21 protein-coding genes are annotated in these 21,801 nt (G+C 63.5%); 12 read left to right on the top strand and 9 right to left on the bottom strand.

The annotated features are described in order from the left end of the window. Positions 1-18 precede the first annotated feature (18 nt). Positions 19-1,620: a UxaA family hydrolase gene (locus HH302_RS21730; RefSeq protein ID WP_172205146.1), complete on the bottom strand. Its 1,602-nt coding sequence runs from the start codon at positions 1,618-1,620 to the stop codon at positions 19-21. A gap of 26 nt (positions 1,621-1,646) precedes the next feature. Beyond that, the gene (gene uxaC / locus HH302_RS21735; RefSeq protein WP_172205149.1) at positions 1,647-3,041 is read right to left on the bottom strand and encodes a glucuronate isomerase; all 1,395 of its coding nucleotides are present in this window, start codon (positions 3,039-3,041) and stop codon (positions 1,647-1,649) included. 340 nt (positions 3,042-3,381) lie between these two features. On the opposite strand from uxaC, the gene HH302_RS21740 reads away from it, so the two are divergent. Next, a complete protein-coding gene (locus HH302_RS21740; protein WP_172205152.1) occupies positions 3,382-4,155 on the top strand; it encodes an ABC transporter substrate-binding protein in 774 nt (257 codons plus the stop codon). Positions 4,156-4,163: 8 nt separating this feature from the next. Next, positions 4,164-5,879, top strand: coding sequence for an ABC transporter substrate-binding protein (locus HH302_RS21745; protein WP_172205155.1), 1,716 nt, complete (start codon positions 4,164-4,166; stop codon positions 5,877-5,879). A 39-nt stretch (positions 5,880-5,918) separates the two neighbouring features. On the opposite strand, the gene gcvA is transcribed toward HH302_RS21745, so the two are convergent. After that, entirely contained in the window at positions 5,919-6,806 is an 888-nt protein-coding gene (gcvA, locus tag HH302_RS21750) for a transcriptional regulator GcvA (protein ID WP_172205158.1), read from the bottom strand. Positions 6,807-6,905: 99 nt separating this feature from the next. Between gcvA and HH302_RS21755 the strand changes: the two genes are divergently transcribed. Then, positions 6,906-7,208, top strand: coding sequence for a DUF2917 domain-containing protein (locus HH302_RS21755; RefSeq protein ID WP_172205161.1), 303 nt, complete (start codon positions 6,906-6,908; stop codon positions 7,206-7,208). On the opposite strand, the gene murI is transcribed toward HH302_RS21755, so the two are convergent. Next, a complete protein-coding gene (murI, locus tag HH302_RS21760) occupies positions 7,189-8,019 on the bottom strand; it encodes a glutamate racemase (RefSeq protein ID WP_172205164.1) in 831 nt (276 codons plus the stop codon). The genes HH302_RS21755 and murI overlap by 20 nt on opposite strands. A gap of 44 nt (positions 8,020-8,063) precedes the next feature. Next, positions 8,064-8,522, bottom strand: coding sequence for a helix-turn-helix transcriptional regulator (locus HH302_RS21765; RefSeq protein ID WP_172205167.1), 459 nt, complete (start codon positions 8,520-8,522; stop codon positions 8,064-8,066). An 83-nt stretch (positions 8,523-8,605) separates the two neighbouring features. On the opposite strand from HH302_RS21765, the gene HH302_RS21770 reads away from it, so the two are divergent. The 3 genes from HH302_RS21770 (at position 8,606) to HH302_RS21780 (ending at position 10,851) form a co-directional block, all read left to right on the top strand. After that, positions 8,606-9,034 carry a heme-binding protein gene (locus tag HH302_RS21770; RefSeq protein ID WP_172205170.1) on the top strand — a complete coding sequence of 143 codons (429 nt, stop codon included), beginning with the start codon at positions 8,606-8,608 and terminating at the stop codon, positions 9,032-9,034. Next, positions 9,031-9,930, top strand: a complete 900-nt coding sequence (locus tag HH302_RS21775) for an aldo/keto reductase family oxidoreductase (RefSeq protein ID WP_172205173.1) — start codon at positions 9,031-9,033, stop codon at positions 9,928-9,930. Before HH302_RS21770 ends, HH302_RS21775 begins: the two co-directional genes overlap by 4 nt. Before the next feature lie 126 nt (positions 9,931-10,056). After that, complete coding sequence (locus HH302_RS21780; protein ID WP_172205176.1) at positions 10,057-10,851, top strand: type IV pili methyl-accepting chemotaxis transducer N-terminal domain-containing protein; 795 nt, start codon at positions 10,057-10,059, stop codon at positions 10,849-10,851. A 14-nt stretch (positions 10,852-10,865) separates the two neighbouring features. On the opposite strand, the gene HH302_RS22370 is transcribed toward HH302_RS21780, so the two are convergent. From HH302_RS22370 to queG, 3 genes are read right to left on the bottom strand one after another with little or no spacing between them, the layout of a single operon-like run. After that, positions 10,866-11,132 (bottom strand): hypothetical protein, encoded by a 267-nt coding sequence (locus HH302_RS22370; protein WP_216662020.1) that lies wholly within the window; start codon positions 11,130-11,132, stop codon positions 10,866-10,868. Then, positions 11,096-11,380, bottom strand: coding sequence for a hypothetical protein (locus tag HH302_RS21785; protein ID WP_216662021.1), 285 nt, complete (start codon positions 11,378-11,380; stop codon positions 11,096-11,098). Before HH302_RS21785 ends, HH302_RS22370 begins: the two co-directional genes overlap by 37 nt. Continuing rightward, a complete protein-coding gene (gene queG / locus HH302_RS21790; RefSeq protein WP_172205179.1) occupies positions 11,377-12,486 on the bottom strand; it encodes a tRNA epoxyqueuosine(34) reductase QueG in 1,110 nt (369 codons plus the stop codon). The genes HH302_RS21785 and queG overlap by 4 nt, the downstream gene beginning before the upstream one ends. Here queG and tsaE point away from each other — a divergent pair. The 5 genes from tsaE (at position 12,469) to HH302_RS21815 (ending at position 17,539) form a co-directional block, all read left to right on the top strand. After that, positions 12,469-12,975, top strand: a complete 507-nt coding sequence (gene tsaE / locus HH302_RS21795; RefSeq protein WP_172205182.1) for a tRNA (adenosine(37)-N6)-threonylcarbamoyltransferase complex ATPase subunit type 1 TsaE — start codon at positions 12,469-12,471, stop codon at positions 12,973-12,975. The two genes, queG and tsaE, sit on opposite strands and share 18 nt — an antisense overlap. Further along, positions 12,972-14,360: an N-acetylmuramoyl-L-alanine amidase gene (locus HH302_RS21800; RefSeq protein ID WP_253946276.1), complete on the top strand. Its 1,389-nt coding sequence runs from the start codon at positions 12,972-12,974 to the stop codon at positions 14,358-14,360. Before tsaE ends, HH302_RS21800 begins: the two co-directional genes overlap by 4 nt. 863 nt (positions 14,361-15,223) lie before the next feature. Beyond that, a complete protein-coding gene (locus tag HH302_RS21805) occupies positions 15,224-15,988 on the top strand; it encodes a glucose 1-dehydrogenase (protein ID WP_172205185.1) in 765 nt (254 codons plus the stop codon). 5 nt (positions 15,989-15,993) lie between these two features. Beyond that, positions 15,994-17,019 (top strand): AraC family transcriptional regulator, encoded by a 1,026-nt coding sequence (locus HH302_RS21810; protein WP_172205188.1) that lies wholly within the window; start codon positions 15,994-15,996, stop codon positions 17,017-17,019. A gap of 10 nt (positions 17,020-17,029) precedes the next feature. Next, entirely contained in the window at positions 17,030-17,539 is a 510-nt protein-coding gene (locus HH302_RS21815; RefSeq protein ID WP_172205191.1) for a hypothetical protein, read from the top strand. A gap of 550 nt (positions 17,540-18,089) precedes the next feature. On the opposite strand, the gene HH302_RS21820 is transcribed toward HH302_RS21815, so the two are convergent. After that, positions 18,090-18,977, bottom strand: coding sequence for a hypothetical protein (locus HH302_RS21820; protein WP_172205194.1), 888 nt, complete (start codon positions 18,975-18,977; stop codon positions 18,090-18,092). 301 nt (positions 18,978-19,278) lie between these two features. Here HH302_RS21820 and HH302_RS21825 point away from each other — a divergent pair, with 301 nt between their 5' ends. Next, complete coding sequence (locus HH302_RS21825; RefSeq protein WP_172205197.1) at positions 19,279-21,747, top strand: GH36-type glycosyl hydrolase domain-containing protein; 2,469 nt, start codon at positions 19,279-19,281, stop codon at positions 21,745-21,747. Positions 21,748-21,801: the final 54 nt, after the last annotated feature.

Here is a 21,801-nt window from a genome sequence, read left to right on the forward strand (position 1 = left end):
TGGTTCTCCGCGCGGCGATCAGAGCGAGATGTCGCGCTTCCAGAAGATGAAGTCGTACTGCTGCAGGCGGTCGGCCTTGACGGTGTATTGGCCGCCTGCGGTGGCAACGACGAGATCGAGCAGCTGGCCGGCGACCTCGGGCAGCGGCGCGCCGTCGACGACCGGGCCGCAATCGAAGTCGATGATGTCGTTGAGCTTGGTGGCGACCCGCGTATTGGTGGCGATCTTCAGTACCGGCACGATCGGGTTGCCGGTCGGCGTGCCAAGACCGGTCGAAAACAGCACGACGTTCGCGCCGGAAGCGACGATGCCGGTCACCGATTCCACGTCGTTCCCCGGCGTACAGAGCAGCGAGAGGCCAGGCTTGTCGGTCTGCTCGCCGTAATCGAGCACCGACACGATCGGCGAGGTGCCACCCTTCTTCGCGGCACCGGCAGATTTCATCGCATCCGTGATCAGGCCATCGCGGATGTTTCCTGGGCTCGGGTTGTCGGCGAAGTGCGTGCCAACGGCTTCGGCCTTGGCTTCGAAATCGCGCATCAGGCCGAGGAAGCGCCGTTTGTCATCCTCATTCACGCAGCGTTCGATCAGGTTCGCCTCGACACCGCAGAGCTCCGGGAACTCAGCCAGGATCGAAGCGCCGCCAAGCGCAACCACCATGTCGGAGACAAGGCCCATCGTCGGATTGGCCGAGATGCCCGAGAACCCATCGGACCCACCGCACTTCACGCCGATCTTCAGGTGCGACAGTGGCACGGGCTGGCGCTTCACCTCGTTGGCCTGCTTGAGCGCAGCCAGCGTGTCGCGCAGCACCGCCTGCATCATCGCCTGCTCACCGCCTTCCCACTTCTGCTGTTCGTAGATCAGGCAGGGCTTGTCGAAATTCGGGTTCTGTTTCGCGAGCGCTTCCTTGAACATCGATATCTGCGCGTTCTGGCACCCCAGGCTGAACACGGTGATGCCGGCCACGTTCGGGTGATCGGCGTAGGCAGAGAGCACCCGACACAGCGTGCGCGCATCGGCCCGCGTACCGCCGCAACCACCGGTGTGCGTGATCATGCGGATGCCGTCGACGTTCGGGAACGGCCGCGTCACCGCCTTCGGTTCGGCCATGTCTTCGTTGAGCAGCGAGAGCGTGAACGCGGCGAGGTCGTCACGCGCATAGCCCAGCGGCGCTTCGAGCGCATTGCGCAGATGTTCGACGTTGCGGTTCTCGCAGAAGACCAGCGGGAAGATCAGCCAGTAGTTGGCAGTGCCGACACGGCCATCGGCACGCACAACCCCCGGGAAGGTCGCGCCGGCCCAGCGCTCCACCGCCGGCGGCGTCCACTCGTAGGCTTGCGTCGCACCCAGTTCCACATCGGCGGCGTAGTGGCGCAGGTTCTCGGTCGTCACAGCCTCGCCGCGACGGATCGCAGCGGTCGCCTTGCCAACCGGCACGCCGTAGAGCTTCATCACCTCACCTTCGGCGAAGGCGCGGCGTGCGAGCTTGTGTTTGCGTGCGACAGGTGTGCAGACGAGGATCGATTCCGACTCCCACTGGACGACCTCGCCAGCAGCGAGATCGTCGAGCGCAACGAGCATGTCGTCGTCGGGGTGGATGCAGAGGACTTTTTGCATGATCGCGTTTCCTGATCCGGTGCCGGTCACAGCGCGAAATAGCGCTTGGCGTTTTCGTAGCTGACGCCACGCACGATCTGCGCGAGTGCATCGAAGTCGTTCGGGTATTCGCCAGCCTCGACCCACTGGCCGAGCAGACGGCACAACAGGCGGCGGAAGTAGTCATGGCGCGGGTAGGAAGCAAAACTGCGCGAGTCGGTCACCATGCCGACGAAGGTGCCAAGCAGGCTGTGGTTTGCCAGCGTCTGCAGTTGCTGCAGATTGCCGTCCTTGTGGTCGTTGAACCACCAGGCCGGGCCGTACTGCAGCTTGCCGGCCGAGCTGCCGTCCTGGAACGCACCGATCAGCGTCGACAGCACTTCGTTCATGCCGGGGTTGAGGCAGAACAGCATCGTCTTGGGCAACTGGTCGTCGGTGTCGAGCGCGTCGAGTAGCGCGGACAGGCCCGCGGAACAGCTCATGTCCGAGATCGAGTCGTAGCCGGTGTCCGGGCCGAGGCGGCCCATCATGCGGCTGTTGTTGTTGCGCTGGGCACCGATGTGCAGGCACATCGTCCAGCCGTGCTTCGCATACACCCGGCCGAGTGCTTCGAGCAGGCCGCGCAGGTACTGCGCAGCTTCCGCATCGCTGAGCAACTCACCATCGACGCGCTTGGCGAACAGGGTTTCGAGTTGTGCCGCACTAACCTGGCCAAACGGCAGGGCGATGTCGACCGCGTGGTCGGAGATCCGCGCACCACGCGCATGGAAGAACTCGACGCGCGCTGCAAGCGCCGCGATCAGCGAATCAAAGTTGGCGATCCGCACGCCCGACACAGCGGACAATCGTTCGATGTAGGCGACGAAGTCCGGGTTATTGATCCGCATCGCCTTGTCGGGGCGGAAGGCCGGCAGCACGCGGGTCTTCAGCGCCGAAGCGGCGATCTCGGCGTGCTGCGCCAGATCGTCCGCCGGGTCATCCGTTGTGCAGGCGACTTCGACCTTGGCCTGCTCGAGCAGCGTCCAGGTGTTCATGTTCGCCAGCTTGGCGTTCGCCGCTTCCCAGATCTGCCCCGCATTCGCTTCGTTGATCGTCAGCGCGATGCCGAAGATGCGCCGCAGCTCAAGGTGGCTCCAGTGGTGGATCGGGTTGCCGGCCGCCAGCGGCAGCATCTTGCAGAAGGCGCGGAACTTTGCCTCGTCCGGCTGGCTCCCGGTGATGAAGTCTTCCGACACGCCGGCGGTGCGCATCAGGCGCCATTTGTAGTGGTCACCACCCAGCCACAGCTCGGCGATGTTGCGGAAGGTCTTGCGCGAGGCGATCTCGCCCTGCTGCAGGTGCGAGTGGTAGTCGATCACCGGCAGGTCGGCCGCAACCTCGTGATAGAGGCGGCTGGCGACGGCGGTATCGAGCAGAAATTCGTGGTCGATGAAGTTGCGCATGCGTTGAGTCTCCTGGCGTGGCAGCTCAATCCCGACGCGTCCTAATCAACGCCGTTTATCGCGGGATCAACTGATATATCAGTAGACTAGTACTGATATATCAGCAGTGCAAGCGATTTTTTCTTGGGGTGTCCTTGACGGAAATTCATGGGCGCAACTCGCAGCGCATTCGGCCGCCCACCAAGAGCGCCACGAACCTGCGCCGATTCGCGAGCGACAGCCTCAGTGCGACATGTCGGCGGACGCCGCGGGAACCCGCGGGCCAAACGGCTGCCGCGTCAAGTCGCGGCAGCAGCCGCCGTTAACGTGGCGATCGTGGGTGTTTTCAGAGGGTCGTTTGATGCGCGCTGTGCAAGCGCTGGTGGGGTGGCTGTGCGTTGGGCTGCTTGTCAGCCCGTATGCGTTTGCGCGCGAGCTCCTCGTCGTCAGCGAAGCGTTCGCACCCTATGTGTTCGAGGAACAGGGGCAGCCAACTGGATTCGATTACGACGTCAGCAAAGCGGTGTTGGCACGCATGGGGCATACGCTGAAACTCAGTTTCGCGCCGTGGAAGCGCGCGCTGCTGATGGCGCAGAAAGGCGAGGTGGATGCGCTCCTGGACATCGGCCGGGGCGACCAGAACGAGCGGGAAGACTTCCTCGCCTTCCCTGACGAAGCCTTGTCCGGCACTCGCATCACGCTGTTCTATCTCAAGCGCAATCCGTTCCGATACGAGGGTCTGTTCAGCCTCGCCGGCAAGACAGTCGGTACGCTGGCCGGTTACGCCTACTCACCCGACTTCGCCAACGCGCCCTACTTTCAGCGCGAGGCCGTCGAGACGCATGAACAGAATCTGCGCAAGCTGCTGCGCGGCCACATCGACTTTGCGATGCTCGACACCGCGGTGGGGATCTACACGGCGCGCCGGCTCGGCGTCGCGGACCAGATTGGCTATGAGCCGATTTCGATATCGGGTGGCAAGCTCTATATCGCCTTCTCCCTCGCGCGCGGGCAACAGTCGCTGGCGCGCGACTTCAGCAAAACACTAAGCGCGTTCAAGCAGACAGCGGAGTACCGCGCCATCTTCGCGCGCTACGGTATCGATCCGGCGAGTGTCGCGCCGCCCGAGTTCTGATCGCCACCATGCGCCCGACCCTCACCCTCTTGCTGGCGCTGTTGTCAGCTGCTGCCAATGCCGGCACCGCGGCGGCCCCGAGCACGATTGATCGTTGGCTCAAGGAATTCCAGCCCAGCACGCTCACGCGACAGGAACAAAAGGCCGAGCTGGAATGGTTCATCAAAGCGGCCAAGCCGTTTCGCGGTCAGACGATTCGGGTGGTGTCGGAGACGATCGACACGCACAAGTACGAATCCGCCGTGCTCGCGAAGGCGTTCACCGAACTCACCGGCATCCGCGTGGTTCACGACACCATCCCGGAGGGCGAGCTCGTCAGGCAACTCAAGCAGCAGATGCTCGGCGGCAAGAATGTCTATGACGCCTACGTCAACGACAGCGACCTGATCGGCACACATTTCCGCTACGGCAAGACGCTGGTTCTCAGCGACTGGATGCAGGGCGACGGTCGCGACGTGACGCTGCCAACGCTCGACCTGAAGGACTTTATCGGACTTGCATTCACGACGAGCCCCGACGGCAAGCTCTACCAGCTGCCGGATCAGCAGTTCGCCAATCTGTACTGGTTTCGCTACGACTGGTTTTCGCGCCCCGAGCTCAAGCAGCGCTTCAAGCAGAAGTACGGCTACGAGCTAGGCGTGCCGCTCAACTGGTCGGCATACGAGGATATCGCCGCATTCTTCAGCAACGACGTGCGCGAGCTCGATGGCCAACGCATCTACGGCCACATGGACTACGGCAAGAAAGACCCGTCGCTGGGCTGGCGGTTCACGGATGCCTGGCTATCGATGGCAGGCGCGGCCAGCAAGGGTTACCCGAACGGCACGCCGATCGACGAATGGGGCATTCGGGTCGAGAACTGCCGGCCAGTTGGTGCTTCCGTGACCCGCGGTGGCGCAACGAACAGTCCGGCCGCCGTGTACGCCCTGCGCAAGTATCTCGACTGGCAGACGCAGTTCGCGCCGCCGGGCACGCTGCAGCTGGACTTCACCGACGCCGGGCCGATCCCAGGCAAGGGGCAGGTGGCGCAGCAGATCTTCTGGTACACCAGCTTCACCGCCGCCCTCACAAAACCCGGCCTGCCGATCAACAACCCGGACGGCTCACCCAAGTGGCGCGTGGCCCCATCGCCCCACGGCGCCTACTGGGAGCCCGGGATGCAGCGTGGCTACCAGGACGTCGGCGCCTGGACCCTGCTCAGCGGCACCCCGGTGCAGCGGCAGAAGATGGCGTGGCTGTACGCGCAGTTCACCGTGTCACGGACCGTATCGCTGAAGAAGTCGATCGTCGGCCTGACCTTCATCCGCGATTCGGACATCCGCTCGCCTGCGATGACACGCTTGGCCCCCAAGCTGGGCGGTTTGATCGAGTTCTACCGCAGCCCTGCCCGCGTCTACTGGACACCCACCGGCCCGAATGTGCCGGACTACCCGGCGCTGGCCGAGCTCTGGTGGAGGCAGATCGGCGCGGCGACCACAGGCGAAAAGACACCGCAGCGCGCGATGGACGACCTCGCACAGGACATGGACAGCGTGCTCGCCCAGCTTGAGACCAGCGGGCTCGCGCGCTGTGCGCCCAAACTCGGCAACGAACGCAGCAAGGAATTCTGGTTCAGTGCGCCGGACGGCCCGCGACGCCCACTGCCGGACGAGCGACCGCGTGGCAAGACCATCGATTACGACAAACTGCTGCGTATCTGGCGCGAGGGCGGCGACAGCAAGTAGGCGCCACCGGCCCGCGCTGGTCGTTTTGCCAACGACCGCTCAGCCGGCAGCTACCTCCGCCATGATCCAGGCACGAAAGCGCTGCATCAGCGGCGTTTCGCGTGCGCGATCGGCGGTGACGTACCAGTAGGCGAGATCGGTCGGCACCTCTTGCGGGAACAGCTTGACCAACCGCCCGGCGGCGATTTCCCCGGCAGCAATGCTGCGTCGGGTCACGGCAATGCCGCGGCCATCGATGGCCGCCTGCAGGGCGAGCGATGAATCGTTGAAGACGAGGCCGTTGCTCGGCACCGTCAGCGACAGGCCGGCGCCGCGGAACCAATCGTCCCAGAACGGGTAATCCTCGCGGATCAAGGGATGCGCCAGAAGCGACTCGGGCGTCGTCGGCAGGCGCCCATTCGCATAGCCGGGGCTGGCAACGACAAGCAGCGTGTCGGCCATCAGCCTCACTGCGTTGGGCTCGTTGCAGGGCCCAAAGCCGACGCGGATCGCGACATCGATGCCGTCTCGCGCGAAGTCCAGAACCTGCGCGGTGGTGATGATGCTGAACTCGACGCCCGGCTCGACATCGAGAAAGCGCGAGATCCGCGGGGCGAGCCAGCGCGCCGCGAACGACGGCATCGTTGTAATCGTGAGTCGATTCGGGTTGGTTCGCCGCTTGAGCTTGGCTGCAGCGTCGCCAACGCGACACAGTGCCTCATTCGCTGCGGCCGCAAAGCTGACCCCTTCCGGCGTCAGCGAGACGCGGCGCCCGCTGCGTTCGAACAGTGGAACACCAAGCCAGTCTTCGAGTGCGCGCACCTGCTGACTGACCGCGCCGTGGGTCACCGCCAGCTCTTCGGCTGCGGCACTGAAACTCGGGTGGCGCGCCGCCGCCTCGAACATCCGGAGGGCGCTCAGTGGCGGCAGTCGCGGCGGCTTCTGCATGTTAGCTCAGCTCACAAAGAGGTCAGAAATCATCGACGCAAACATTCGCGGCAAGGCCAATAATCAATCAACAGTTGGCGTATGCACGGAGAAGTGATGATGAAAGTGAATCTAACACACGGCGCAATTGATCTAGCGCAAGGGAAGCTGCTGTCACTTGACGCAGCAGGCGGCTGGACGCTGCAGGTCAGCCACGGCAGCATCTGGGTCACCAGCCCGGATATGCCCGGCGATCACTTCATTCACGGCGGTCAGAAGATCCGCCTGTCGGGTGCATCGCGCGTCGTTGTCGAAGCCCTGCGGGACTGCGCAATCCAGCTCGCCCCCGCAAGCGCAACGGCGAAGTCGCCTGCCCGGCGCGCCGCAGCGCCGGTCACCGCTTTCAACGCGTGTGCGGCGTGATGACTTGAGACCGGGGTAGCGCGTCAGGCCAGATGTGCTCACCCCATAGCACGTCGATGGCGTGAGCCACGGTGCCGGGGTTGCCGCTACACCAGAAACGCACCGGCTTCGCTTCGCCGGCCGGTGCACGATGGCCTTTTTCATCGAGTTTGCGCGCAAGTTGCCGCGCCACAGCGGCGCCGGTGTCGATCACCTTGACCTGCGGGCCAACGATCGACTCGACCAGCTCGCGCAGGAATACGTAGTGCGTACAGCCGAGCACGATCACATCGGCGCCAGCCGCCAGCAACGGTTTAAGGTGTGCTTCGAGCATGTGGCGGGTGCCGTCCGCACTCAGTTCGCCGCGCTCCACCGCCTCGACCAGCCCGACACCCGGTTGCGTCACCACCCGCACATCGTGTCCGAAGGTATCCAGCAAGGCCGCAAACTGCGCGCTCGATAGCGTGCCGACGGTGGCGAGTACGCCCACCGTGCCGCTGCGCGTTGCTGCCGTAGCCGGCTTCACCGCCGGCTCCATGCCGATCACCGGCAGCGAAGGCCAGCGCTCGCGCAGCGCACGACCGGCTGCCGCGGTGGCCGTGTTGCATGCGATCACGAGCGCCTTCACGTCATGCCGCACGAGGAACTCCGCCAGCTCAAGCGAACGCTCGCGGATCACCTGCTGCGGTTTATCGCCGTAGGGTGCGTGACCGGAATCGGCGCAGTAGATCAGGGTCTCATCCGGCAGCAGGGCACGGATCTCGCGCAGGACGGAGAGTCCGCCTACGCCGGAGTCGAAGATGCCGATCGGGCGGGTGTCGTTATTAGCCACGGGCGTTTGTGCAGAGCGTTCGAGAAGCGGGAATCATAGCCCGCTCAGGCCGACACGCCACAGACACCACCGAGGTAGCTCGCGAAGCTCTCAGCCGCCGCGACATCGAAACCGCCATCCGGCGACTTGGTCGTACGCAGGTATTGATACAGGGCGACGATCAATTTCATGGCCGCCTCGTCGGTCACTGAAATTTCGCGCGCCCCAAGTTGCTTCACGGTGAGGCGAACCGCGTGCTCAAGCGCCGCCATATCCACTACTTCGGCCTGCCGATAGCGGTAGCCGGCGCCCGTTGCGAGCCATTCGAGCGAGCAGTTGGCCGCCCGCGCAATCTGGTTGGCCTTCGCCAGGCCCGGTTCGGACCCTGCGAGGTACTTGCGGATCAAGGCTTCGGATACGCCCACGCGGCGCGCAAATGCGGCCACCGGGGTATCTCCGATCAGCTCGCGCAGCCGTGCTGCAAAGCCCTCTTCCCCCGACGAATTCGTACTTTGGTTCGACATTAACGCACCATGTTGCGAGACGCAGCGATCGCGACTAGACTCGCACCATCGTACGCAATCTCGTACTTCATTACCAAATTCCGATGAGAACCGAATCCACCCTGAGCCTCCTTGAAGCCCGCGCCGCGATCGACGCAATGCGAAGCGAACTCCAGCGCAGCGGTCGCGCCGCCGTGATGGCCGTGGCCGACATGCGCGGCGAATTGATCAGCCTCGAACGCATGGATGGCGCACAAACCACCTCAGTCCGCGTCGCCACCAACAAGGCCTGGACCAGCGCCCGGCTCGACAGCCCGAGCGGAGACGTCGGCCGCGCCGCGCATGAACAGGGCTGGGACTTCTGCTACTACGACGACACACGCTACGTCGGCTGGGGCGGCGGCCTGCCGGTGCGCGTAGGTGGCGCGGTGGTCGGCGGCGTCGCCGTCAGTGGTCTATCTCAAGAAGAAGACGTTGCGATCGCCGAGATCGGCGTTCGCGCGATTCTCGACCTGCTCGGAGCCCAAGCATGATCAGCCCCCGCATTCAGTTGGCCGAGCACGGCCCGGAACTCTCCCGCATCGTGGCCGGCGCCTGGCGCATGGCGGACTGGCAGTGGTCGGCGCAACAGCGGCTGGACTGGATCCGCGGCTGTATCGACCTCGGCGTGACCACCTTCGACCATGCCGACATCTACGGCGGCTACACGGTTGAAGCCCTGTTCGGCGAAGCGCTGGCGCTTGAGCCCGGCCTGCGCAACCGGATCGAGCTGGTCACCAAGACCGGCATCGCGCTGACCACGCCGAACCGGCCCGAGCACCGGATCAAGCACTACCGCACCGGGCGCGAACACCTCTTCGCCTCGGTGGACGCTTCGCTGCAGCAACTGCGCTGCGACTGGATCGACCTGCTGTTGATACATCGGCCAAGCCCGCTGATGGATCCGGACGAAATCGCAGACGCGTTCGATCGCCTGCTGCAGTCGGGAAAAGTGCGCGCCTTTGGCGTCTCGAACTTCACCCCGGCCCAGTTCGCGATGCTCAACGCACGCGTGCCGCTGGTCACGAACCAGATCGAACTCTCGCCCTTGCATCGCGAACCGCTGCACGACGGCACGCTCGATCAGGCGATCGCCCTGGGCCGGCCGCCGATGATCTGGTCTGCGCTGGGCGGTGGCCGCCTCTTTGGCGACAGCCCGGAAGCACACCGGGTGCGCGGCGCACTCGATGCCTACGCGCGCGAACACGGCGTATCACTGGAAACCGCCGCCTATGCGTGGATCCTTCGCCACCCGGCGCGGCCACTTCCGCTTACGGGTAGCCAGCGCCTGCCCGCAATTGCAGCAGCGGTTGCTGCGACCGCGCTTGCGATGGACGAGCAGTCGTGGTTTGCGATCTGGCAAGCCGGTGCGGGGCACGAAGTACCCTGAGGGGCCGGGCGATGCCGCGCCTGGCCCAGCGCGGCATTTGGCCACCATTACAACTTTGTTGATTGTAATAATTCCAACATTTCGACTCGCCAGAATGACGGTTTATTGAAGACCGCCTTTCTGGCCATGCAACGACTTCTCTCCGTACTCGCCTTCGCCCTGCTCCCGCTGTCCGCACAAGCTTTTGCACAAACCCGCAGCACCCCAGCCATACCACCGGTGGCACAGGCAGCCGAGCTGCGCTCGCTGTCTCAACGGCTGGCAAAACTTCACCTGCAACTGCGCCTGAACCTCAACGCGGAGCCGGCGCAGCGCCAGATCGAACAGGGCGTCACCCGCTTCGACGCCACGCTGGCCAGCTTGCGGCAGACCCCGCTGCAAGGTCCGGCGGCGGCGACCTTCAAACGCGTGGAAGCCGGCTGGCAGGAGCAGAAGCAGCTGATCACCGCGATCCCGACCGCGAGCACCGCCGAGCGCGTGATCCTCAGCGCCGAAGAGCTGACGATTGCCGCCGGTCGCCTCGCGATGCAGCTCGAAGGTGCGGAAGAAAGCCCTGTATGGCGGCTGTCGGACCTGGCTGGCCGCAACAACATGCTGGCGCAGCGCCTCGCCCGCCTCTACCTGCAGACACGCCTGGGCGACAAATCGCAGGGCCGCCGCGTGGACATCGAAACCACCCGCAAGGAATTCGTCACCAGCCTGGACGAACTGACCCGTGCGCCGCAGACCTCGCCCGCAGTCGCAGACAACCTCAAACTCGCGCGCCAGCAGTGGATCTTCTTTGATGCCGCGATCGGGCCTGACGGCGGTGACGCCAACGCCGCGCGCCATGTCGCGACAACCAGCGAGCGAATCGGCGAGATGATGGACGCCATCGGCAGCAGCTACGCGCGCCTGGCGGCCGAGAAGCCGGCCCGCTAACCCGACAAACCGACTCAGCGCTCGGCGGGCGCGAGCAGGTCGTAGCTGCCGAGCAATTTGTGCAGCGCCGGGATCGCCTTGACGCCCGCGCCGTTGAGCATTGGCACGACAAGGCGCCGCGCGTTGACCTGCTCGGCATCATCCCGGCTCAGGGCGCCGTAGCCGCGCGGATACGACCAGCCATAGCCCCAACGGTAGGTGGTCGGAAAATACGGTGTTCCGCCCGCCCGGACACCGGCGAGCATCAGTTTCGCAATCGCCGGCTCGCCGACCGCGGCCACACATTGCTCCAAGGTCTCGTCGGCGGCGACTCCTCCTTGGTGCCGCCGATCCAGTAGGCGATGTCGTGCTTCACGCAGCAGTCGAGCCACAGCGTCTGTTGCCACGGGGTGCCATCGGGGAAGCTGGAGCAGCCATCGGTCGTAAAGGGTTTGAGCGTATCGGCCCAAGCGACGCTCGCCGCGAGGCCGCAGAGCACAAAAACCGACTGCGCCAAGTGGCGCCAGCCGGGCCGGTTGTGTCGTTTCAAGTTGTCGCCTCCATGTCTTGCCCCGCGCCCCCGCGGCGCGCAGCGTGCTGCGCAAGTGCCCAGCCAACATGTTCGCGCACCAGTTCGGACTGATCCGCCGCGCGCGACTGCAACGCCGCCAGCACGGTCGGTGTCGTCGGCGCATTACCGAGGGCCACAGCGATGTTGCGCAGCCAACGCTCATGCCCGATCCGGTTGATCGCGCTGCCCGCCATGCGGCTCGCGAAATCCTCCGCGCTCCAAGCGAACAGCTCGACCAGCGCCGCCGAATCCAGCCCATTGCGCGGCGCGAAATCCGCCTCGGAAGTGGTGCGCGAGAAACGGTTCCAGGGGCACACCAGCTGACAATCGTCGCAACCATAGATGCGGTTGCCCAGCTGCGGACGCAGCGCTTCGGGAATCGGCCCTTTGAGTTCGATCGTCAGGTAGGAAATGCAGCGCCGCGCGTCCACCTTGTAGGGCGCCACGATCGCCCCGGTCGGGCAGGCATCGATACAGGCCGAGCAGCTGCCGCAGTGGGGCGCAATCGGCGCATCGGGTGGCAGCGCGAGGTCGACGAACAACTCGCCAAGAAAGAAGGTCGAGCCACCGTTTCGATCGAGCAGCAGCGTGTGCTTGCCGCGCCATCCGGTGCCTGCGCGGGTCGCCAGCGCAACTTCGAGCACTGGGGCCGAATCGACGAACACGCGGTGGCCGAATTCGCCAATCGCGTCACCGATCCTGTCCGCCAGCTTCTGCAGCCGGTTGCGCAACACCTTGTGATAGTCGCGCCCCAGTGCGTAGCGCGACACATAGGCGCGCTCCGGATCAGCCAGTTGCTGCTGCGCGCCGTGCGCCTCGGGCCAGTAATCGAGCCGCACCGACACCACCGACAGCGTGCCGGGTACGAGTTCGGCGGGCCGCGCACGCTTGAGCCCGTGGCGGGCCATATAATCCATCTCGCCGTGGTAGCCGGCCGCGAGCCAGGCCTCCAGCGCTCCTTCCGCGTCACCCAGGTCCACGCCTGAAATGCCGACTGCGGAGAAGCCGAGCGCCCGCCCCCATTCCTTGATCTGCGCCGCCAGTTGCGCCGCGTCCGGAGAAGAATTGTGTCTGACCGCCTGCATGCCCCCGATGATAGCCGCTCGCCCGCCGCAGATTGCCTGCTTGCGGACGAGGCAGCGACGCGCGCACTCGGTGCCGCGATAGCGCCGGCGCTCGAAGGCGGGCTCACGATCTACCTGCTGGGGGATCTCGGCGCGGGCAAAACCACCCTGGTGCGCGGGCTGTTGGAGGCTCTCGGCCACCGTGGTGCGGTACGCAGTCCGACGTACACCTTGATTGAACCTTATGCTGTTTCTAAATTAGACTTGTATCACTTTGATTTCTATCGGTTCACGGACCCGGAAGAATTTGTCGATGCAGGGCTTGAAGAGTACTTCGGAGGCCAGGGCATATGCCTGGTCGAATGGCCGGACAAAGGTGCGCCCTTTGTGCCGGCTGCGGACCTTGAAGTCCAGCTTGAGCCGGAAGGCGACGGGCGTCGCGCGCGCTTGCGCGGCTGCAGCGAGCGAGGCCTCCAGTGTCTGAACCGGATCACGCTGCCGTGCCGATGATGCAACGCCGTCGTTTCATGAAATTCGGCGGCGCGGCAATGACGCTGCTCGTCTCGCGCGTCGGCTTCGCGGCCGAAACCAGCATCCTGGCCGTACGGGTATGGCCTTCGCAGGACTACACACGCGTCACGCTCGAAGGCCGCGACACGCTCAAGTACAGCCATCAGATCGTCAAGAATCCGGAACGTCTGGTGATCGATCTGGAAGGCGCTGAGTTCAACAGCGTGATCCAGAGCCTGCCAGGCAAGATCACCGATAGCGACCCCTACATTAAACTGATCCGCGCCGGTCGCAACCGCCCCGGCGTAGTGCGCCTTGTCATCGAACTCAAGGCCGAGGTCAAACCACAGGTGTTCACGCTGGACCCGGTCGGCCAGTATGGCCATCGCCTGGTGCTGGACCTCTACCCGGCCGAGCCGATCGACCCGCTGCTCGCGCTGATCGAAAAGCCCGATCCGATCGTGGCCGCGAGTGGCGAAGCCGCGTCCCCGACGCGGCCAACTGCGCAGCCAGGCGGCGACGCCGGCAAACTACCGAGCACCACCCCTGAACCGGCGTCCTCCGCACCGGTTCAGGCCGCTGAACCAGTCAAGCCGGCTCAGCAAGACAACAAGGAGGAGGTCAGCCCTGCCGACCGCAAGCACCGCGGCGGCAAGGGACAGGTCACCCGCCTGGCCACGATCGCGATCGATCCGGGCCACGGCGGCGAAGACCCGGGTGCAGTCGGCAAGGCGGGGACGTTTGAAAAGAACGTCACGCTGGCAATCGGGCGCCGCCTGAAAGCCAAGATCGATGCCGATCCGCTGTTGCGCGGGATGCTGACGCGCGATGGCGACTTCTTCGTACCGCTCGGCCAGCGCGTTGCCAAGGCGCGCGCGGTGCAGGCGGATCTCTTCGTGTCGATCCATGCCGACGCCTTCATCAAACCCGATGCGCGCGGCAGTTCGGTATTCGTGCTGTCCGACAAGGGTGCATCGAGCACGGCTGCGCGCTGGCTGGCGCAGAAAGAGAACGCAGCCGATCTGGTCGGTGGCGTGAACCTCGGCGTCAAGGACGCCCTGCTCGCCCGCACCCTGCTCGACCTTTCGCAGACCGCCACAATGCAGGACAGTGCCAAGCTCGGCCGCGCCGTACTGGGCGAACTCGGTGGCATCAACCAGCTGCACAAGGGCCAGGTTGAACAGGCCGGCTTCGCGGTGCTGAAGGCGCCAGACATTCCATCCATCCTGGTCGAGACCGCTTTCATCTCGAACCCGGAAGAAGAATTGCGTCTGAAGGACGAGGCGTACCAGGACAAGATGGCCGAGGCGATCCTGCGCGGCATCAAGCGCTACTTCGCGAAGAACCCGCCGGTCCAGCGCAACACCGTCGCCTTCATCGGCTAGTGCGTCAGCAAAACATAGTTGTTACTTGAGGAATACAGTCGTTACCTCAGAAAATTAGTCGTTACCAGGTCTGCTGTGCCCCGCTCAATGGAGAATCCAGCCTGGTCCCTTGTGCGGTGGGGCACTGCAATCTCACCAACGGTGCCTCTGGTGGCCGCCTCGTACCGCGTTCTGCTGTCGCAATTATTCCGGCCTCTGCGCCGGCTCGACGCTGAGTCAAACCCCTAGGGCGAGACGATTCCTTGAGGCACAGCGCCACCATAGAAAACATAGAGTCCCTGCAACATCGCGTTCAGCAGCGTTTAGGTCGCTGCATCCTGAGGCTCCAGCAGAATGAACGCCTGTTGAAAGCGCTCGTTGGCTCTGGTCTGCTTGTTTTGATGCGTCGCGGGTTCTGCCTATTCGGTACAGCCCTTCTACTGTGCGAGGGGTGCGCCGACTCCGAGCTCGGGACTCGGTGCGGATTCCGGTCTGTTTCACCGTCGATGCCGGTAACCGAGGACGACATTGCTGGTCCTGACCGAGCTGCCGTTCCCGGGCAATAGCCGCCATTGGCGACGCCTGCCAAATCTCCATCGCCGGCCTGCCCTGGATGACCGGTTCCCGGCGACCAACTTAGACCATGTCTTGGCTCGATTTCGGCCATTCCGGTCTGTCGTTGACGCTGCCCAATTCAGCCAAAACCAGACATTCGGAACTACTGTTTGCCTGGAAAATTCGGTCCTCCCCTCAATCGAGTAGTCAAACCCTGATTGGCGCATGTGGCATATCGTATGGCGTGATTGGCATATATCTAGCGCCGCTGAGCTCCTAGACTTCTTACATCCCGAGAACTTCTCTCGGTCCACAAAAAGGAGTCTGAAATGTCCAATCAAGTAGCCCTGATTACTGGCGGCGCCACCGGCATCGGCAAGGCCGTTGCCCTCAAGCTTGTCGCCACAGGCGTCACTGTCGTCATGAGCGGCCGTCGTACGGACGTCGGGCAAGCCGCCGTCGCCGAGGTTTCCGCCGCGGCCCGGGACGGCGCACAAGTTCGCTTTGTTCAGAACGATGTAGCCGATGAGGCTGCGGTCAAGTCGATGATTGACGGCATCGTGGCTGAGTTCGGTCGCCTAGACATGGCGGTCAATAACGCTGGCCTGTCCAACGAGACTGGCACTCTTGTGCAGTCGAGCAGTGACAACTACCGTGCAATGGTTGAGACCAACGTCATGGGTGTGTATTTCAGCATGAAACATGAGCTCGTTCAGATGACCAAGCAGGGAGGCGGTGCCATCGTCAACTTGGCGTCCATCGCTGGTCTAAATGGCATCACCTGGGCGGGGCCATATGCCTCGACCAAACACGCGGTGGTGGGACTGACCAAGTCGTCTGCCCTGGACCACGCGACTCAAGGCATCCGGGTCAACGGCGTGGCACCTGGCGCCATCAAGACCGACATCATTGCCGCCCAGCTCGGCGGTGGCGACCCCAACTACAATGAGGTGAGTATCTCGGCAATGCACCCCATGAATCGACTGGGCCGCCCTGAAGAAGTCGCCAATGCCATCTGCTGGCTGCTGTCGGACGAAGCCAGCTTCGTCACCGGTCACATACTTAACGTAGATGGCGGCTTCCAAGCGAAGTAAGGGCAATGAATAGCACCGCTCCAGACAAGTTGAAGATTCCGGCCACGCTGTGGGAGGGCCTCAAGCGGGCCGGAGTTGACCGTGCAGAGGTCATTCGACGCGCGAACCTGCCTCTGAGCGTGCTGAGGGACGATGCGCCGATTGCCACGACGCAGTTCTTCGCCCTGTGGCGGGCCATCGAAACTGTTAGCCAAGACTCGACCATTGGCCTTCGTATCGCAACGAGTCTGGACGGGGCCGTGATGCCTCTCGCTTTTGTGGCAGCCCAGCACGCTCGAACTTTTCGGGACGCTTTGAATCGGGTCGCTCGTCTCAAGCGACTGTGCGCACCCGAGGAAGTTTCGGTCCAAGATTTTGCCGACCACAGCGCGCTTAGCATCAGTTGGCCACATGGTGCTTCAGATACAGTTCCTCGCGCTTTAGTCGACGCGACCATGGTGTCGTTCGTGGAGTTGGGACGCAGAGGAACAGGCGAGCGCCTGATACCTCTGTCGCTAGAGCTTGCACGTTCGGCTGTAGCAAGGTCGGCACTTGAGAAATACTTCGGGTGCGACATCAAGTTCGATGCGACGGTCGACCGCATCGCGTGGCGGCGAGAAGACCTAGACAAGCTGTTTGCCACCTACAACAAGGACCTGCTCGATGTTCTCGTTCCGGAATTGGACAGACGTCTTGAACATCATGACGCGTCCGAATCCGTGACCGAGCAGACCAAGTGGGTTTTGCGGCGTCGTTTGACTGCCGGTCGCCCGGACATTCGCTCCGTGGCCGCTGAACTTGCCATGAGCGAGCGTTCTTTGCAGCGCCGCCTGACGGATGAAGGCGTCAGCTTCCAAGCCCTGGTGACTCAGACCCGACATCAGATGGCACTCGAGCATCTGGCGGACCACTCGCTCACGCTTATCGAAATTGCCTATCTGCTGGGCTACGAAGACCAGAACTCATTCTTCCGTGCCTTTCGGCAATGGGAGTCGCAAACCCCTTCCGAGTGGCGCGCTGCACATGCTGTTGAGTGTCACGCGGGCAACTAAGTAAGTTCCTATGAACCCCACTGAAACCCTTGCACCGCTGCAGTCTTTGATTCGTGAATATTTCAAAGGCGAGTACCACGAAATGCTGCTCATCTTCGCGGGCTCAGCTGCGTTGACCTGCATTGCCGTTTGGCTCTGGGTTGCGACGCACTCCGGTTTTGCCGTGGGGTTCGGCGTCACCGTCTTGGCAACTGCGATGCTGCTGTGTGGAACGGCAGCATCGCTGCTTGTACGGGACAAGGGCTTGGTCGAAGAACTGACCTTGAGTATCGGCACACCTCAACAGAGCCAGGTGTTAGCCAAAGAGCGAGCACGCATAGAGGTTGTGGTATCAAAGTATAGGTATTACCGCTACAGCGCGGCAGTGCTGGCGGCCTTGAGTGTGTTGGGCCTGCTGCTTACAAGCCGAGGCTGGGTGCACGGCGTCGTGACTGGATTGCTTCTACTGGTGGTCGCACAGGTCGTCATCGACCACTTTTCGGAGCAAAGGGCCACCCAGTACCTCGCAGCGCTTCCGTGAACTGCGGGAGCTGCCCAAGAGGCCTGAGGAGTCGGTGGCCGCTTCGGAGGCGACTTAAGTTCCGCTTCGGGTCGCCATGCGACGGTCAAGCCCAGCGGGGGTGTTAGCCACGACCGGCACAGCGGTCAACGCATACCAGCGCCAGCAACTCGGTGCTTCACGTCGCAAAACAAGTTTGCGCAGCGGCATAGCCGCGTCGACCTGCACTCGGAAAAAATCCTGGGTCCAGGCCACGTCCGAGCGCTGTTTTCTTGGCGTGGCCTGCCAGTCCTTTAATGCCCGCTCGGGTACGGGCGAAAGCCGGGCCTTCTGGCCGCTGATGGGTAACAACTCTTTTTTTCGCCGAACATAGGTGAACGACGCCGTGGCGCCGTTTCGCGTAACAACATTTTCTCGTGCACGCTCTGGCTCTGGCTCTGGCTCTGGCTCTGGCTCTGGCTCTGGCTCTGGCTCTGGCTCTGGCTCTGGCTCTGGCTCAGGCTCAGGCTCAGGCGAGCTAAGCCTATGATTGACGGGCCCGCGAAGTAACGAGTCTTTTTTCCCGGCCCAGCTAGTTCGCCCGCTCATCACGCCGCAGCTGCAGCGCGGCTTCCACCTCCCGGAGCAAGGCTGGATTGCCCGCACGCAGCTCCAGCTTTGGCGGTAGCGGGCGGACGAACCAGCGCACCGTGTAATCGAGTACGGCACCCGGCGCCAGCGACACGCATGCGCCGTGGTTTTCAAGCTCGATGTAGACGCCGCCGTCCTGCCCCCAGATTTCGATCGGCGCATGACCCTCGGCACACTGTGCCGCACCGACCCGCTCGAACTGCTTCACGAACAGCAGGCGTTCCGGCGTGACATGAGCGAGCCATCCTTCGCGAGCGACCCCGAAATGTTTGCGCCCGACGACTAACTGTTCCCGCTCAAAGGCGTACCAGGCGAATCCACGCTCACATCGCTGCACGGCAAGCGCCGACGCGGGTACGTTAGGGGCGTCGCCCCCGGGGTAGAAACTCAGCCCGCCCGGAACCCGCGTGACCTCCCAAGGCGCCAAGCGTTGTGCTTGAGCACGGTGGTTACGAATGCGGTAGCGAATCGCGAAACCCTGTTCCTCGGGTAATGCCACGAAGCGCTTGTTGAAACTCAGGCCACAGGAAGCGTCGACATGGCTCTGGCAGACCAGCGCGTCGCCTTCGACCGTGCTTTCGTACGGCGCCGAATCGAGCCCTACCCTCGGTGGCCACCCCCACGCGGCCTGCGGCGCGTCCCAGAAAGTCGAGCCGTAGTTGTCCGGATGCGCATGCGGCTGCGAAAGCACTTCCGATTCGCCCAGGCGGAGCGAAACCACGCGTGCCCCGACGTTCGGATCGACTTCCAGGCAAACGCCCGCCGACGCAAGGCGAAAGCGCCCGTTCGCGAGCCGAATGGGCTGTGTTTCAGCGATCAAAACACTCATGCAGAACCCCTGATCATGAAAACGTTATCTTGGCTACCCTGAAATCGGAGCGCCCACCGATAGCACCGACTGCACCGGACAATCCAGGGCGCAGACCATACGCAGCAGCGCCTATTGAGCCGACCCATACTTCGTCCATGCGCAATCAGAAACAAATCCATGCTCTCAGAGGGCTTTCATTTTTGCAAACGTTTTCATATCATGACGGCTGACATGAAAGCAGGCCGGCAACGACGCAGTTTCAGCCAAGCAAGTCGCTGAAGATGCTTCGCACAGAGCCCCAACTGGACCCACCCACACCATGAATAGCGCGAGCACCTTCAAGTACGGTCATTTCGACGACGCCACCCGCGAATACGTCATCACCCGCCCCGACACGCCCCTGCCCTGGCTCAACTACCTCGGGCAGGACGAGTTCTTCGGCCTGTGCACCAACACGGCCGGCGGCTACAGCTTCTGGAAGGACGCCAAGCTGCGGCGCCTGACCCGCTACCGCTACAACAACGTGCCTTACGACCTCGGCGGCCGCTACTTCTATGTGAATGACGGCGGCGAGGTCTGGAACCCGGGCTGGAAACCGGTCAAGGCCAAGGGCGTGAAATACGAATGCCGCCACGGCCTGGGCTACACGCGCATCGTTGGCGAACGCGACGGGCTGGAAGTGGAAACCCTGTTCTTCGTACCGCCGGGCGAAAACCTTGAAGTGTGGAAGGTAACGGTGCGCAACAAGTCGGCGCAGCGCAAGACGCCGAAGTTGTTCTCCTACCAAGAGTTCTGCTTCTTCGAAGCGCTCAACGACATGACCAACTACCAACGCACCTACTCGATCGGCGAGGTCGAGGTGGAGGGTTCGGCGATCTATCACAAGACCGAGTTCCGCGAGCGCCGCAACCACTACACGCTGTTCGCCTGCACGCGGCCGATCGCCGGTTTCGACACCTCGCGCGACGCCTTCGTCGGCATCCACGAAGGGCTGCACGAGGCAAAAGTACCCTTCGCCGGCCAGGCCACCAACTCGGTCGCCTTCGGCTGGAACCCGATCGGCTCGCACCAGATCGACCTGGATCTCGCGCCCGGCGCCGAAGAATCCTTCGCCTTCGTACTCGCCTATGTCGAACAGGGCGACGCGCCGAAGTTCGACGCGCCCTTCGTGATGAACAAGTCGGTCGGCCGCGCGATCGTCGAGAAGTACTCGGCGCCCGGTGCGGTGGATGCCGCGCTGGCAAACCTGAAGGCCTACTGGGATGCGCTGCTCGGCAACTTCCAGGTCGACTGCCCGAACGAGCACGCCCAGCGCATGGCCAACACCTGGAATCAGTACCAGTGCATGGCGACCTTCAACATGAGTCGCTCCGCCTCGATGTACGAAACCGGCATCGGCCGCGGCATGGGCTTCCGCGATTCGAACCAGGATCTGCTCGGCTTCGTGCACATGATCCCGAGTCGCGCACGCGAACGCATTCTCGACATCGCTGCGACGCAACTCTCGGACGGCACCTGCTACCACCAGTACCAGCCGCTGACGAAGAAGGGCAACGCCGACATCGGCGGCGATTTCTACGACGACCACCTGTGGCTGGTGCTCTCAACCTGTGCGTACATCAAGGAATCGGGCGATACCTCGATCCTGCAGGCGCCGTGCGCTTACGCCGACAAGGCTTATGAAAACGTTATCACCGATACGCTGCTCGATCACATCGAAACCTCCATCGCCTACACGATGAAGAAGCGCGGCCCCAACGGCCTGCCGCTGATCGGCCACGCGGACTGGAACGACTGTCTCAACCTCAACTGCTTCTCGACCGAGCCGAACGAGTCCTTCCAGACCGCCGGCGACGTGCGCGATTCGAAGGCCGAGTCGGTGATGATCGCCGGCCTCTTCCTCTACGCCGCGCGCGAAATGGCCGTGCTCTATGAGCATCTGGATCGCAACGCTGACGCCGCACGGATGCGCGGCCACTACGCCGAGATGCTGGATACGGTGGAACGCGTGACCTGGGACGGCGCCTGGTACGCGCGCGCCTACGCGGCCGATGGTTCGGTAGTCGGCTCGCACACCAACACCGAAGGCAAGATCTTCATCGAGAGCCAGGGCTGGTGCGTGCTCGGCGGTGCCGGCGCCAACAATGGCCGTGCGCGGCAAGCGATGGAATCGGTGCACCAACACCTCTACACGAAGAACGGCGTGGTGCTGCAACAACCGGCCTACTCCACCTACGACAAGGCGCTCGGCGAGGTGACGTCCTACCCGCCAGGCGTGAAAGAAAACGCCGGCATCTTCAGCCACAACAACACCTGGATTCACCTCGCCTGGTGCCAGCTCGGCGAAGGCGACCGCGCGCTGGAGTACTACCTCTCGATCTGCCCCTCGGCCAAGCAGGGTCAGATCGACACCTACCGCGGCGAGCCCTACGTCTACGCCCAGATGATCGCCGGCAAGGATGCCCCCTGCTTCGGCGAAGCCAAGAACAACTGGCTCACCGGCACCGCGGCCTGGACCTTCGTCGTCGTCAGCCAAGGCCTGCTCGGCATCAAACCGGACTACGCCGGCCTGCGCATCGACCCCTGCATCCCGAAGGACTGGCCCGGCTTCAAGGTGACGCGGCGCTTCCGCGGCGACACCTTTGAGATCACCGTCAGCAACCCGCAGCACGTCAGCAAAGGCATCAAGGCAGTGCGAGTGGACGGCAAGGACATCGATCCGACGCAAGCGATCAGGCCCGCTGGCGATGGTCGCACCCATCAAGTGGAAGTCGTGCTGGGCGAATAAGCCCTGACGGAAGGAAAAGGCCGGCGGCTGAATCGCCGTCGGCCTTCTTGCGGT

The organism is Niveibacterium sp. COAC-50 (assembly GCF_013184235.1).
Taxonomy (GTDB): domain Bacteria; phylum Pseudomonadota; class Gammaproteobacteria; order Burkholderiales; family Rhodocyclaceae; genus Niveibacterium; species Niveibacterium microcysteis.

Coding starts and splice junctions, on each gene's coding strand:
- HH302_RS21730 (WP_172205146.1), bottom strand. CDS start 1,620: ATGCAAAAAGTCCTCTGCATCCACCCCGACGACGACATGCTCGTTGCG.
- uxaC (WP_172205149.1), bottom strand. CDS start 3,041: ATGCGCAACTTCATCGACCACGAATTTCTGCTCGATACCGCCGTCGCC.
- HH302_RS21740 (WP_172205152.1), top strand. CDS start 3,382: ATGCGCGCTGTGCAAGCGCTGGTGGGGTGGCTGTGCGTTGGGCTGCTT.
- HH302_RS21745 (WP_172205155.1), top strand. CDS start 4,164: ATGCGCCCGACCCTCACCCTCTTGCTGGCGCTGTTGTCAGCTGCTGCC.
- gcvA (WP_172205158.1), bottom strand. CDS start 6,806: ATGCAGAAGCCGCCGCGACTGCCGCCACTGAGCGCCCTCCGGATGTTC.
- HH302_RS21755 (WP_172205161.1), top strand. CDS start 6,906: ATGAAAGTGAATCTAACACACGGCGCAATTGATCTAGCGCAAGGGAAG.
- HH302_RS21765 (WP_172205167.1), bottom strand. CDS start 8,522: ATGTCGAACCAAAGTACGAATTCGTCGGGGGAAGAGGGCTTTGCAGCA.
- HH302_RS21770 (WP_172205170.1), top strand. CDS start 8,606: ATGAGAACCGAATCCACCCTGAGCCTCCTTGAAGCCCGCGCCGCGATC.
- HH302_RS21775 (WP_172205173.1), top strand. CDS start 9,031: ATGATCAGCCCCCGCATTCAGTTGGCCGAGCACGGCCCGGAACTCTCC.
- HH302_RS21780 (WP_172205176.1), top strand. CDS start 10,057: ATGCAACGACTTCTCTCCGTACTCGCCTTCGCCCTGCTCCCGCTGTCC.
- queG (WP_172205179.1), bottom strand. CDS start 12,486: ATGCAGGCGGTCAGACACAATTCTTCTCCGGACGCGGCGCAACTGGCG.
- HH302_RS21800 (WP_253946276.1), top strand. CDS start 12,972: ATGATGCAACGCCGTCGTTTCATGAAATTCGGCGGCGCGGCAATGACG.
- HH302_RS21805 (WP_172205185.1), top strand. CDS start 15,224: ATGTCCAATCAAGTAGCCCTGATTACTGGCGGCGCCACCGGCATCGGC.
- HH302_RS21810 (WP_172205188.1), top strand. CDS start 15,994: ATGAATAGCACCGCTCCAGACAAGTTGAAGATTCCGGCCACGCTGTGG.
- HH302_RS21815 (WP_172205191.1), top strand. CDS start 17,030: ATGAACCCCACTGAAACCCTTGCACCGCTGCAGTCTTTGATTCGTGAA.
- HH302_RS21820 (WP_172205194.1), bottom strand. CDS start 18,977: ATGAGTGTTTTGATCGCTGAAACACAGCCCATTCGGCTCGCGAACGGG.
- HH302_RS21825 (WP_172205197.1), top strand. CDS start 19,279: ATGAATAGCGCGAGCACCTTCAAGTACGGTCATTTCGACGACGCCACC.